This window comes from Williamsia soli, assembly GCF_017377795.1.
GTDB classification, from domain to species: Bacteria; Actinomycetota; Actinomycetes; order Mycobacteriales; family Mycobacteriaceae; genus Williamsia; species Williamsia soli.
In genome coordinates this window covers 79,741-92,521 of sequence record NZ_JAFRDR010000002.1, presented here as the reverse complement: position 1 = coordinate 92,521, position 12,781 = coordinate 79,741, and the positions used below count along the sequence as shown (strand labels likewise).

The window sequence follows — 12,781 nt, the reverse complement described above, 5'->3', positions numbered from 1 at the left end:
CGGCAACAAATCTCAGGCGGACTTTACCGCCTCAGGCGAGAGCTTCCCGGACGATCGGAGCGACCTTGGTGCCGTAGAGCTCGATGCTGCGCATCTTGGTCTCATGGCCGAGCGTGCCGTTGCCGTACTTGAGGTCGAATCTGTTGACGCCCACCGCTTCGATATTCCGGACGATCTTGGCGGCGACGGTTTCCGGAGACCCGACATACAGCGAACCGTTCGGTCCTGCGGCCTGCTCGAATTGTCCTCTGGTGGTCGCCGGCCAACCGCGCTCGCGTCCGATCGTGGTCATCTGGTCCCGATAATGGGGCCAGAGTTCGTCGCGAGCCTGTTCGTCAGAGTCCGCGACGTGTCCCGGCGAATGCATGCCCACCGGTAGATCCGGTTGCCCGAACTCGGCGAGCGCACGGTGGTAGAGGTCCACAAACGGCTCGAAGCGTGCCGGTTCGCCGCCGATGATCGCCAGCATCAACGGGATTCCGTAACGGGCGGCACGCACCACTGATTCCGGCGATCCACCGACGCCGATCCAGGTCTTCACCGATCCCGCGGCGGTCTTCGGATAGACCTGCTCGCCCTGCAGGGGTGGCCTCGTGGTCCCCGACCACTCGATCGGACCTTCCGAGCGCAGCGCGCTGAACAGATCGAGCTTGTCGCTGAAGAGTTCCTCGTAGCGACTGAGGTCGTATCCGAACAGCGGAAACGATTCTGTGAACGACCCGCGGCCCAAGATCACCTCGGCGCGACCTCCCGAGATCGCATCGAGCGTCGCGAACCTCTGGTACACCCTGATCGGGTCGTCCGAACTCAGCACCGTGACTGCGGTGCCCAGCGCGATGTTCTTCGTCTTGGCGGCGATCGCGCCGAGCACCACTTCCGGAGCCGACACTGCGAAGTCGGCCCGATGGTGTTCTCCGACGCCGAAGAAGTCGAGCCCCACCTCGTCGGCGAGCACTCCTTCCGCGATGACGTCTCTGATCACCCGGTCGTACGACTGCAGCACGCCATCGTCATCAGCGGTTCGGTCACCGAAGGTGTCCAGACCGAGTTCGATGTCGAACTGTCCTCCGGGCTTGCCCATTGCGGCCTCTTTCCATAGGTGGGGTGATGACCTCCTCAGAACTACACCTGGTCCGAGATTGTTCCCGCGGCGTAAACCCCGCCTCTCGCCTGGATGAGCCAGTAGGCTCCCTCCATGAGTAAGAGCCACGGGAAGAAGAAATCTCCGAAACTGCCGAAGGATGTCTACGAGGCCGAGCTGTTTCGTCTGCAGACCGAACTCGTAAAACTGCAGGAATGGGTGAAAGACTCCAAGTCGCGGGTGGTCGTGATCTTCGAGGGTCGGGACGCGGCAGGCAAGGGCGGGGTGATTAAACGGATCACCGAGTATCTCTCACCCCGAGTGGTTCGTACTGCTGCCCTGCCCGCGCCGACCGATCGAGAACGTGGCCAGTGGTACTACCAACGGTATATCGCGCACCTTCCGGCCCCCGGTGAGATCGTGCTGTTCGACCGCTCCTGGTACAACCGAGCAGGCGTCGAGAAGGTCATGGGATTCTGCACCCCACAGGAACATTCATTGTTCTTGAGACAGACACCCGTGTTCGAGCAAATGCTGCTCGACGACGGCATCATTCTGCGCAAGTACTGGTTCTCGGTGTCTGACGGCGAACAACTGCGTCGTTTCCGTTCGCGGCTGAATGATCCCGTGCGACAGTGGAAACTGAGTCCGATGGACCTCGAGTCGGTCTACCGCTGGGAAGACTATTCCCGAGCGAAGGACGAGATGATGGTGCACACCGATACGCCGAACAGCCCGTGGTATGTGGTCGAATCCGATGTCAAGAAGCACGCTCGACTGAACATGATTTCGCACCTGCTGTCGACGATCGACTACCACGAGGTCAAGATGCCGACCGTGGAATTGCCCGATCGACCGATCGATACCGGGACCTACCAGCGGCCTTCGCGAACGCTGTCGACGTACGTTCCGAATCATGTGGCGGAGTTGCTGGGCGATCCCGAGAACTGATCCCGGGTCGCGCCGCCGCCTGACTACATTGGTGGAATGCAGCAAGAGATCAATTTCCTCACGTTCTCGACCCCTGACCTGCCCGCTGTCCGTACGTTTTATCGAGACGGGCTGGGTTGGACGCCACTGCTCGACGTCCCGGACGAGATCATCTTCTTTCAGATCGCGCCGCGGATGACTCTGGGCTTTTTCGACAGTGCGAAGTTCGCCGAAGACCTCGGCAGTGACGTACCCGCGGATCTGCACAGTGCCTCTGCCCGTGGGATTACATTGGCGCACAACGTGAGTAGTCGCGACGAGGTCGTTCCCTTGATCGAGTCGATGGTCGCCGCTGGAGGCCGGGTGCTGAAGCAGGCAAGTGACAGTGCGTTCGGTGGGACATTTCACGGACATGTCCTGGACCCGAATGACATCATCTGGGAAATCGCCCACAACCCGGGCTGGCAGGTGGACGACGCGGGCCGAATCAGTTTCAGTTGAGTGTGGTCAGTTTCAGCTGATCGCGGTCAGCGCTCCCGAAGCGATCGCAGGTATCTGGCGGTGATCAGTTGTTGGCCCACCCTGCCGAGTGGTCCCGCAACCCTGGCCAGCGGCGTCTGGGGCCGCGAAAAAGCAGCTATCACCAGCACCACCGAATCGTCGGGCCTGTGCTCGACGCAGAAGAGTTCCTCACCCGACTCCGGATGCCCCGGCAAGGTGCCGTAGGCAAAACCCTGTCGGTGTGCTTCGTCGACCACGTAGACGATGCGAACGGGCGCTTTGAGCCGAACGCGGCCGACCCCGATTCCGAGCAGGGCGCTCGCACCTTCGACGACGACGTTCGCCGAGGCATTGACGGTGAACCCGCTACGCAGCTGGATCTGCCACCGCAGCACATCTGAACCCCTCGCGCGGAACAGGGTCTCGCCGTGGCCGATGACCCTCTCCCGGCGGAGGTGGTGGTACCCATCGGGCGGCTCGGTTGCTGTGGCGCCCACCTCCGGATAGGCGTACTCGGCGACGCGGAGGCCGTCGACTTCGGCCGCGGTGAGCGGTCCCACAGTGCGAGTTCCCATGGCCTCATCGTACGACCGGCCACCGGTACGAGACGAACAAATCGGTGGACACCAAGGCGCCGATCCAAATACCTTGAGCGAGCCATCGATTGGTGGCCCAAAGCCTTCTATCAAGGAACTGTTGTCATGAACTCCCGTTTCCCCGTTGCCCTTTCCGGCGCGTCCGCCTCGACCCTGTTGTGGGCCGACGAAGAGGCGATCGAGCACGAGGCCGTGAAACAGCTGCGCCGGGTGTCGCAGTTGCCGTGGGTGCACGGGGTCCGGGTGATGCCCGACGTCCACGTGGGCAAGGGTGCCACCGTCGGATCGGTGATCGCCATGCGTGACGCGATCTGCCCTGCCGCGGTCGGAGTGGATATCGGATGTGGAATGACCGCTGTTCGAACCGATCTCGTAGGATCCGACCTGCCCGATGATCTCTCCGGTGTGCGGTCGGCGATCGAGGCGAAGGTCCCGGTGGGATTTCACTCGCACAAGGCCCCGGTCAACGTACGCGAACTGGCGGTCGGCGGCGGGTGGGGTGACTTCTGGTCCCGCTTCAGCGATCTCGATCGCGGTGTACAGCAGCTCGACACCCGAGCACACAAGCAGATCGGCACTCTCGGCGGTGGCAACCACTTCATCGAGATCTGCGTCGCCGACGGTGACAACGCTGTCTGGGTGATGCTGCACTCCGGTTCGCGAAACATCGGTAAGGAGCTCGCCGATCGTCACATGGCGGCCGCGGCGGCACTGCCCTACAATGCCGACCTACCGGATCGCGATCTCGCGGTCTTCGTGACCGGCACTCCGGAGATAGACGCCTACCGTCGCGATCTCACCTGGGCTCAGGAGTACGCGGCGCGCAACCGCCGGGTGATGCTCGAGTTGGTGTGTGCAGCCGTTCGGGAGTCGTTCCCGTCCCGGGCTGTCGTATTCGACGAGCCGATCTCATGCCACCACAACTATGTCGCAACCGAGGACATCGACGGTCTCGAACTACTGGTGACCCGTAAGGGCGCCATTCGCGCGGGGTCGGGAGACATGGGTTTGATCCCGGGTTCCATGGGCACCGGATCGTACGTGGTGCGGGGACTGGGTTCGGCGCAGTCCTTCTACTCCGCGTCGCACGGCGCAGGACGGAAGATGAGCCGAACCAAGGCCCGGAAGGTGTTCACCGCCGATGATCTGGTCGCGCAGACGGTCGGTGTCGAATCCCGGAAGGACGCGGGTGTCGTCGATGAGATTCCTGCGGCCTACAAGGACATCGACGCGGTGATCGCAGCTCAGACCGACCTCGTCGAGGTGATCGCACACCTGCGCCAGGTGGTGTGCGTCAAGGGATGAAGACAGACATCTGATCGCAGGGGCCGCCCGATTCCCTGGTTCGCACGTGAACGGGACATAATCCCATCTGGAAAAGATGGGTAAGAGGTGACTGGAATGTCTTCCACGGATTATGTGCACGAGAACCCGACATCGCGAGCGCGCTGGGCAATCGGGGTCGGCGACCTGACGCAGGCGGCGGTGTTCGCCGCCCTGATCGCAGCGTTGGGACTGCCGGGCACGATCACCATCGGGCCGAGCGGGGTGCCGATCACCCTGCAAACCCTCGGTGTGATGCTTGCCGGAGCCATCCTCGGGTGGCGCAAGGGCGGGCTCGCGGTGATCATCTTCTCGCTGCTCGCCATCGCCGGGCTCCCCATACTGGCCGGCGGACGCACCGGACTGGTTTCGCTGACGTCCCCCACAGCCGGCTTCTTCATCGGTTGGCTCCCCGCTGTCGTGGTGATCGGGATCCTGACCGCCACGATGATGCCGCGGTACCGGGTGCTGCCGGGCATCGTGATCAACATCGTCGGCGGCATGGGAGTCATCTACCTGTTCGGGACGATCGGTCTGTTGCTGCGCACCGACCTGAGTTGGTGGGGCGCACTGTCTACCAACGGCATCTACGTAGCGGGAGACGTGGCGAAGGCGGTGATCACTGCGTTGGTGGCGCGCCAGGTCCACCGCGGCTACCCCGGATTGATCAGACCGTTGCGGATACGCCGCAGCACCGGTGGTGCATGACTGCCGAGCGTTCACAGTCTGGGGTGGTCTTCGAGAATGTGGGCCACGCATTCGGGGACAGAACTGTCGTTCGGGACGTGTCCCTGACCTTGACCGAGCGCCGGATCGGCATCGTCGGCTCCAACGGCAGCGGCAAGTCGACGCTGGCGAGGATGGTGAACGGTCTGGTGATCCCGGATCGAGGGTCGGTGTGGGTCAACGGTGTTCCGACCCGGCGCCGGGCACGCGACGTCCGGAAGATGGTCGGCTTCGTGTTCACCGATCCCGACCGTCAGATCATCATGCCGACAGTCGCCGAGGATGTGGATCTGTCGCTGTCCCGCAGCGATCTGTCTCGCGGAGAACGGGAACGTCGAGTTGCACAGACGCTGGAACGGTTCGGTCTGCAGGAGTACGCCGATCATCCCGCACATCGCTTGTCCGGCGGTCAGAAACAACTGCTCGCGCTGGCATCGGTCTTGGTCACCGACCCTGCCGTGATCGTCGCCGACGAACCCACCACCTTGCTCGACCTGCGGAACACGACCATGTTGCGCAACACCTTCGCGACGATCGACGAGCAGCTGATCGTGGTCTCTCATGACCTCGAGTTCCTGAGCGATTTCGACAGGGTCATCGTGATCGACGACGGTGCCGTCCACTGCGACGGTCCACCGGCGGTCGCCATCGCCGCCTACCGCGAGTTGATGTCGTGAGCATCCTGGGGATCTACCGGCCCGGCCGATCCCTCGTTCACCGGCTGCCCGCAGGCGTGAAACTCCTGCTACTCGCCGTGACCATCCTCGTGATGGCCTTGCTTGTCACCAGCCCGGCGCGCCTGGCCGCAGCCACTCTCGCCGTGACAGGCGTCTACGCAGTGGCCGGGATCGGTCCGCGGGTCGCCCTGGACCAACTGCGGCCGCTGGTCTGGGTGGTCGGATTCGTTTTCGTGTTCCAGATCATCTTCACGGACTGGGCCAGGGCCGTGGTCGTCTGTGGCGTGCTCGTGTTGTCGGTCGCCTTGGCCGCGGTGGTGACCTTGACCACGAAGACGACCGCCATGCTCTCTGCACTGACGACGATGCTGAGCCCGCTGTCCCGAATCGGCATGAGGCCGAGTCAGATCGCACTCGCCATGGCACTGGCCATCCGCGCGATTCCGCTGATGGTCGAGATCATCGCGCAGGTCGACGAGGCACGCCGCGCACGCGGACTGCGGTTCTCACCTCGTGTCGTGGTGGCTCCCGCGGTGATCGCCACCCTGCACGCAGCGGACGGATTCGCCGAGTCGCTCACCGCGCGCGGGCTCGACTGAGCCGGTCTCAGCCGACCGATCGATCACTGTCGCCCCAGTACTGCTTGCGCAGTGACTTCTTGTCCGGCTTACCCAGAGCGGTGAGCGGTAGGGAGTCGGCGATGATGATCTGTTTCGGCGACTGCACAGACCCTTTTCGGTCTTTCACCGCGCTCTGGATCTCAGAGATCATCGTCTCGATCGAGCGCTCGTCGGTGGGTGCGTCCGACCGCAGCACGACGATCGCTGTCACGGCTTCACCCCACTTCTCGTCGGGTACCCCGATGACACCGACCTGGGCCACCGAAGGATGCTCGGCGACAACGTCCTCGACCTCCCGGGGGAAGACATTGAATCCGCCGGTGACGATCATGTCTTTGGTCCGGTCGACGATGAACCAGTAGCCGTCCTCGTCCTCGCGGGCGACGTCACCGGTGCGCAGCCACCCGTCTTTGAACGTCTCGGCTGTCGCCTCGGGCAGACCCCAGTAGCCACCGGCGAGCAAGGGCCCGGCGACACAGATCTCTCCGGGCTCCCCCACCGGCACCGGTTTTCCGTCGTCACCGAGGAGAGCGGTACGCAAGAACGCCGACGGCCGTCCGCAGCTCGACAGCCGCTTGGCATCGTGAGCACCCTTGGGCAGATAGCTGATCACCATCGGCGCCTCGGACTGCCCGTAGTACTGCGCGAAGATCGGCCCGAACCGTTCGATCGCCTCAGCCAGCCGCACGGGATTGATCGCAGACGCCCCGTAATAGACGGTCTCGAGAGACGAGAGGTCGCGCGTCCGGGAATCCGGATGATCCATGAGGGCGTACAGCATCGAGGGCACGAGCATCGTTGCCGTGATCTTCTGTTCCTCGATGGTGCGCAGGACCTCCGCGGGGTCGAACTTGGACAGCACCACCATCGAGCCGCCCTTCATCAGCGTCGGCACGAAAAACGCTGCGCCGGCGTGAGAGAGCGGGGTGCACATGAGGAAGCGGGGATGATCCGGCCACTCCCACTCCGACAACTGGATCTGGGTCATGGTCGACATCGCCCGCGCGGTACCGATGACGCCCTTGGGCTTTCCGGTGGTGCCGCCGGTGTACGTGATCGACACGACGTGGTCGGGCGGGAGGTCCGCTGCCACCAGAGGCTTCGACTCGTACCTGTTCGCCTCAGCAATGACATCGCGGCCCACGTCAGCCAGCTCGGCGGGCACCGGCCCCAAGGTGAGCACCTGCTTGAGACTGTCGACCCGCTCCAGTAAGGCCACCGCCCGCTCGACGAACATGGGTACGGGATCGATGACCAGCGTGCTGATCTGTGCATCGGAGAGCACGTACGCGTGGTCGTCGAGGGAGCCCATCGGGTGCAGAGCGCTACGGCGCCAGCCCTGGGTCTGTCCCGCACCGATCACCAGCAGAACTTCGGGTCGGTTCAGAGCGAGTAGTCCGACCGCGCTTCCGGAACCGGCACCGAGCGACTCGAATGCCTGGATGTAACGACTGATCTGCTCGGCCATCTGACCACCGGTGAGCGTCGTGTCGCCGAGAAAGAGCACCGGGTCGTTGTGGTGCCGTTTGAGCGAGGCAACCATCAGGTGTCCGAGGTGGGTACCGCCGCGCAGGTGATCGAATTCAGTGGTTGCGTCCGCAGAAACAGTCATGAGCTCAGACTAGAACGTGTTACAGATTTGCGGAAGTCTTCGAGCTCAACACCCCCATTTCGAGCGGATGCGGAGCTGCCTTCGGGGACGGTTGCGTTTCTGGCCGGCCCCGCCCAGTGGGTGAATGGACAGGTCATCCACGTCGACGGTGGAGCCATCTGATCGTCCTGGGAATACCGGTTGACCCGGCATCCCCGGAAGCCGAAGCTGGTGAGATGCAGTTCCGCCGCACCACCCGCGAGGACCTTCCACTCATCCAGACCTGGCTGCAGAATCTGCACGTCGCGAGGTTCTGGTTCCACGACACCTCGGACGAGGCGATCGAACGCGACTTCGCCGGCAGCTTCGACGGAACGGAGGCGTCGGAGGACTTCATCGTGATCCACGAGCCGGATCCGATCGGCTTCATCCAGCGATACCGGTTCTCTGACTATCCGGACGATCAGGCCGAGATGGAGACGCTCGTCGAAGTCCCCGAGGACACCCTGTCGATCGACTATTTCATCGGCGAGACGCGCTTCACCGGACAAGGTCTCGGTACCGCGATGATCAAGGAGATGGTGGACAAGTGCTGGGACGACTACCCGTCGTCCACCACCGTGATCGTCCCGGTTGCAGTGGCGAACCCGGCCTCATGGCGAGCGCTGCTGGCTGCCGGATTCACTCAGATCGCCACCGGCTATCTCAAACCCGACAACCCCGTCGACGACGGTCAGCATCACGTGTTCCGTATCGACCGTCCGTCGGGGCGGTGAGCTGGAGCACGATGTGCACTCTCGCGGTGCGTGTGTTCGACGTCGAAACGGACATTTACCGGCGGCAGGCAACCAGTTCGAAACACTCGACCCACACTGCTTTTCATCGTCACTGAGACGAAACAAGTCGGTTACCGACGATTCGTAGAGTTCGCAGGTCAGGGCTTGCAGGACAAGTGCAGGACCCACGCCTGAAGGGTAATGAGATAAATGAGTGGTAACAACATCCGGCTCGCCGCCATCACCGCTGTCGAGGCGTACATTCCGCCACCCGTGAGCTTCGACATCACCGAGGCACCGGGCGATGTCTTCGGCGAGAACGTTTTCAACAAATCCGTGATGATGAAGCGGCTGCCGAAGAATGTCTTCAAGTCCGTCATCACCACGATCGAGAAGGGCAGCAAGCTCGATCCCGCTGTCGCCGACGCTGTTGCGTCCGCGATGAAGGATTGGGCGCTGGAGAAGGGCGCCACCCACTACGCTCACGTTTTCTACCCTCTGACCGGTCTCACCGCAGAGAAGCACGACAGTTTCCTCGAGCCGGCCAGCGACGGATCGACAATGGCCGAGTTCCAGGGTAAAACCCTGATCCAGGGCGAGCCCGACGCATCGAGCTTCCCCAACGGTGGCCTCCGCAACACCTTCGAGGCCCGCGGATACACCGGCTGGGACGTGACCAGCCCCGCGTACATACTCGAGAACCCGAACGGCAACACCCTGTGCATCCCGACGGTCTTCGTCTCGATGACCGGTGAGGCACTCGACCACAAGACCCCGATGCTTCGCTCGCAGCAGGCGATGGGCAAGCACGCCGAGCGTGTTCTCAAACTGTTCGGCCACGACAACCCCGGCCACATCGTCGCATTCTGTGGACCGGAGCAGGAGTACTTCCTGGTTGATCGCCACTTCTTCCTCGCGCGCCCCGACCTGCTCAACGCCGGGCGCACCCTGTTCGGCACCAAACCGCCGAAAGGCCAAGAGTTCGACGACCACTACTTCGGTGCTGTCCCTGAGAGGGTGCTCGGGTTCATGATGGACACCGAGCGTGAGCTGTTCAAGCTCGGCATTCCAGCCAAGACCCGCCATAACGAGGTCGCGCCAGGACAGTTCGAGATCGCGCCGATGTTCGAGCGTGGCAACATCGCAGCCGACCACCAGCAACTCTTGATGACCACCTTCAAGACCGTCGCCAAGAAGCACGGCATGGAATGTCTCTTCCACGAGAAGCCCTTCGAAGGTGTCAACGGCTCCGGTAAACACGTCAACTTCTCGTTCGGTAACGACAAGTTCGGCAGCCTGCTCGTCCCCGGCGACACCCCGCACGAGAATGCCCAGTTCCTGGTGTTCTGTGCCGCCGTCATCCGCGCAGTGCATCTGCATGCAGGTCTTCTGCGCGTCTCGGTCGCCTCGGCCACGAACGATCATCGCCTGGGCGCCAACGAGGCCCCGCCCGCGATCGTCTCGATCTTCCTCGGCGAGCAGCTCGCAGATGTCTTCGATCAGATCGCGAAGGGTGCAGCGACTTCTTCGAAGGGCAAGGGCACCATGATCATCGGTGTCGACACATTGCCTGTCCTGCCGACCGACCCCGGTGACCGCAACCGCACGAGCTCGTTTGCGTTCACCGGCAACCGCTTCGAGTTCCGGGCACCGGGTTCGATGCAGACCGTCAGCGAACCGATGGTCGTCCTGAACACGATCATGGCCGACTCCCTGGACTACTGCGCCACCGTTCTCGAGCAAGCAGTCAAGGAAGGTGTCGAGTTCGACACTGCCGTGCAGCACTTGCTCACCGACATCATCACCGAACACGGCGCGGTCGTGTTCAACGGCGACGGCTACTCCGACACCTGGCCGATCGAAGCGGAGTCCCGTGGACTGCCCAACCTCAAGACCACAGTCGATGCCCTTCCGGAGCTCATCACCCAGAAGTCCATCGAACTGTTCTCCAAGTACGGCGTCTTCAACGATCGAGAGATGCACAGCCGCTACGAGATCGGGCTGGAACAGTACTACTTGACCATCGCGGTGGAGGCCAAGCTGACTCTCGAGATCGGGTCGACCCTCGTCCTTCCGGCCGCCGTGCGTTATCAGACGGAGATCGCCACCAACGTCACCGCGCTCAAGAGTGCCGGTCTGGAGCCAGACACCACGCTGCTCTCGATGGTCAGCGAACCGATGTCGGCACTGACCACAGCGCTGGCTACTCTCAAGTCCGCGCTCGGCGAGCACGTGGACGGCGCCCCGGCAGAGGCCCTCTTCGCCCGCGACACCCTCCTGCCCGCCATGGCTGCTGTTCGAACTGCAGCTGACGAACTCGAAGCGATTGTGGCCGATGACCTCTGGCCACTCCCGACCTACCAGGAAATGCTCTACATCCTGTAGTCACCACGACGCCGAGCGGGCCCTTCCCAACGCCGAGCGGGCCCTTAAATACGCCGAGCGGGCCCTTCTTTTGGTCCAGTGGGCCGCCCGCCGGGGTAGTGGCACGCTCGGTGTCCGGAAGGGCACGCTCGGTGTCCGGAAGGGCACGCTCGGCGTCCCAAAGGGCACGCTCGGTGTCCGGGAGGGCACGCTCGGCCCAAGATCAGACCCCGAACGCATCGGTCAAGCATGAAACGAGCACTCGGAGTGCCGGATTCGACGACGATGACCACACCAGCAGCAGCAGGGCAGGTTCAGGCACGCCGTCCAGCGGAAGCGCCACCAGGCGCTCCGCGAAATCGGCGGACATCGACTCGCTGAGCACCGCGGCACCCAGTCCTCGTGATGCAAGGTCGGCGATCGCGTCTGCCGAGGTCGCCTGCAGGGCGATGACCGGAGATACCCCTGCACCGGCGCACGCGTCGTCGAGTGTCGCCCGAATCCCGGTCCCCTGCGGCATGCAGATCACGGCGCTGCCATCCAGATCAGCCACCCTCACGCTCTTTCTCGCCGCCCATTCGTGCCCCGGCGGCACCAGGACACACAGCGCCTCGCTGACTATGGTCATGGACTCCAGTCCGGCGGGCGCCGATCCGTACGCGCCGATCAGCGCGACGTCGAGTTTCCCCGCGTGGAGATCATCGACCATCCGGTCCGAGTTGTCCTCGTGGAGCGAGAGTGCAACCCCTGGATGTCGCCGATGAAACTTCTCCAGCCCCACGAACAGCGGGGTGATCGTGCATCCGATGACCATGCCGAGCGACAGCTCCCCGCGGAGGAGGCCGCCGACCTCGTCCACGGCGTGACCGAGTCCCGCGGCTGCCTCCAGCGCAGCCCTGGCGGGTCCGAGCGCAGCGCGGCCGGCAACAGTCAGGCGGGCGACCCGGCTCGACCGGTCGAACAGTTCGCAGCCGAGTTCACGCTCGAGTTGGCGAACCTGGGCGCTGACCCCCGATTGACTGATCCGGACGCGTTCGGCGGCGCGGGTGAAGTTCGCCTCCTCGGCGACGGCCACGAAGTACTCCAGCTGACGCAGTTCCATAACCTCTGATTCTAGTTACCATCCGAACAATCTGTTGGACTTCTGGACGACTGCGCGCAATCGTGGATGACAGACCCCGACAAGGAAAGGACACACCACCATGACGAACCGTGAGACCGCTCAGCACCCCGAGGACTTGACCAGGTTGTTTGTCGAGCGCTCCAACGCAGGCGACGCCGAGGGCGTGGCACTCCTCTATGCCGAGGACGCCGTGATGGCCTACCCACCTGGGCAGCACACCGTCGGTCGTGCAGCAATCCGTGAACTCTGGGAGGGCGTTCTCTCCCACAACCCCCACTTCGAGGCCGAGGAACCGCTACCCACACTGATCAGCGGCGACATTGCACTGACCTCGACACCGCCCAAGGACGGCTCCGGCGCCCGCGCCCAGGTCGTGCGCCGTCAGCCCGACGGCAGCTGGCTCCGGGTTCTCGATCAGCCCGAGTTCACCACTGGGCAATAGATATTCGGCCGGATATACAACGGTCCGCCAC

At 63.3% G+C, this 12,781-nt stretch carries 13 protein-coding genes; 9 read left to right on the top strand and 4 right to left on the bottom strand.

The features are described 5' to 3' along the window. Positions 1-31 precede the first annotated feature (31 nt). On the bottom strand, positions 32-1,081 hold the full coding sequence (locus J3S28_RS04970) for an LLM class flavin-dependent oxidoreductase (protein WP_207838393.1): 1,050 nt from the start codon (positions 1,079-1,081) through the stop codon (positions 32-34). Positions 1,082-1,195: 114 nt separating this feature from the next. On the opposite strand from J3S28_RS04970, the gene ppk2 reads away from it, so the two are divergent. Both ppk2 and J3S28_RS04960 read left to right on the top strand, forming a co-directional pair. Beyond that, complete coding sequence (ppk2, locus tag J3S28_RS04965) at positions 1,196-2,032, top strand: polyphosphate kinase 2 (RefSeq protein WP_207838390.1); 837 nt, start codon at positions 1,196-1,198, stop codon at positions 2,030-2,032. Between the two features lie 36 nt (positions 2,033-2,068). Beyond that, positions 2,069-2,512, top strand: a complete 444-nt coding sequence (locus tag J3S28_RS04960; protein WP_207838387.1) for a VOC family protein — start codon at positions 2,069-2,071, stop codon at positions 2,510-2,512. A gap of 26 nt (positions 2,513-2,538) precedes the next feature. Here the strand turns inward: J3S28_RS04960 and J3S28_RS04955 are convergent, their stop codons facing one another. After that, positions 2,539-3,087, bottom strand: coding sequence for a DUF1990 domain-containing protein (locus J3S28_RS04955; protein WP_207838384.1), 549 nt, complete (start codon positions 3,085-3,087; stop codon positions 2,539-2,541). 126 nt (positions 3,088-3,213) lie between these two features. On the opposite strand from J3S28_RS04955, the gene J3S28_RS04950 reads away from it, so the two are divergent. The 4 genes from J3S28_RS04950 to J3S28_RS04935 all read left to right on the top strand — a co-directional run bounded on the left by J3S28_RS04950 (position 3,214) and on the right by J3S28_RS04935 (position 6,433). Beyond that, positions 3,214-4,413 (top strand): RtcB family protein, encoded by a 1,200-nt coding sequence (locus J3S28_RS04950; protein WP_207838382.1) that lies wholly within the window; start codon positions 3,214-3,216, stop codon positions 4,411-4,413. Positions 4,414-4,509: 96 nt separating this feature from the next. Continuing rightward, positions 4,510-5,139: a biotin transporter BioY gene (locus J3S28_RS04945; protein ID WP_207838380.1), complete on the top strand. Its 630-nt coding sequence runs from the start codon at positions 4,510-4,512 to the stop codon at positions 5,137-5,139. Beyond that, positions 5,136-5,834 (top strand): energy-coupling factor ABC transporter ATP-binding protein, encoded by a 699-nt coding sequence (locus J3S28_RS04940; RefSeq protein WP_207838378.1) that lies wholly within the window; start codon positions 5,136-5,138, stop codon positions 5,832-5,834. The genes J3S28_RS04945 and J3S28_RS04940 overlap by 4 nt, the downstream gene beginning before the upstream one ends. Next, the gene (locus tag J3S28_RS04935; protein WP_207838376.1) at positions 5,831-6,433 is read left to right on the top strand and encodes an energy-coupling factor transporter transmembrane component T family protein; all 603 of its coding nucleotides are present in this window, start codon (positions 5,831-5,833) and stop codon (positions 6,431-6,433) included. Before J3S28_RS04940 ends, J3S28_RS04935 begins: the two co-directional genes overlap by 4 nt. A gap of 7 nt (positions 6,434-6,440) precedes the next feature. On the opposite strand, the gene fadD8 is transcribed toward J3S28_RS04935, so the two are convergent. Beyond that, a complete protein-coding gene (gene fadD8 / locus J3S28_RS04930; protein ID WP_207838374.1) occupies positions 6,441-8,066 on the bottom strand; it encodes a fatty-acid--CoA ligase FadD8 in 1,626 nt (541 codons plus the stop codon). Positions 8,067-8,281: 215 nt separating this feature from the next. On the opposite strand from fadD8, the gene J3S28_RS04925 reads away from it, so the two are divergent. Both J3S28_RS04925 and J3S28_RS04920 read left to right on the top strand, forming a co-directional pair. After that, positions 8,282-8,821: a GNAT family N-acetyltransferase gene (locus tag J3S28_RS04925; protein ID WP_207838372.1), complete on the top strand. Its 540-nt coding sequence runs from the start codon at positions 8,282-8,284 to the stop codon at positions 8,819-8,821. 210 nt (positions 8,822-9,031) lie between these two features. After that, entirely contained in the window at positions 9,032-11,206 is a 2,175-nt protein-coding gene (locus J3S28_RS04920; protein ID WP_207838370.1) for a glutamine synthetase III family protein, read from the top strand. Positions 11,207-11,408: 202 nt separating this feature from the next. On the opposite strand, the gene J3S28_RS04915 is transcribed toward J3S28_RS04920, so the two are convergent. Beyond that, on the bottom strand, positions 11,409-12,287 hold the full coding sequence (locus J3S28_RS04915) for a LysR substrate-binding domain-containing protein (protein WP_207838367.1): 879 nt from the start codon (positions 12,285-12,287) through the stop codon (positions 11,409-11,411). Positions 12,288-12,387: 100 nt separating this feature from the next. Here J3S28_RS04915 and J3S28_RS04910 point away from each other — a divergent pair, with 100 nt between their 5' ends. Further along, positions 12,388-12,750, top strand: coding sequence for a YybH family protein (locus J3S28_RS04910; protein ID WP_207838364.1), 363 nt, complete (start codon positions 12,388-12,390; stop codon positions 12,748-12,750). The last annotated feature ends 31 nt before the right edge of the window (positions 12,751-12,781 follow it).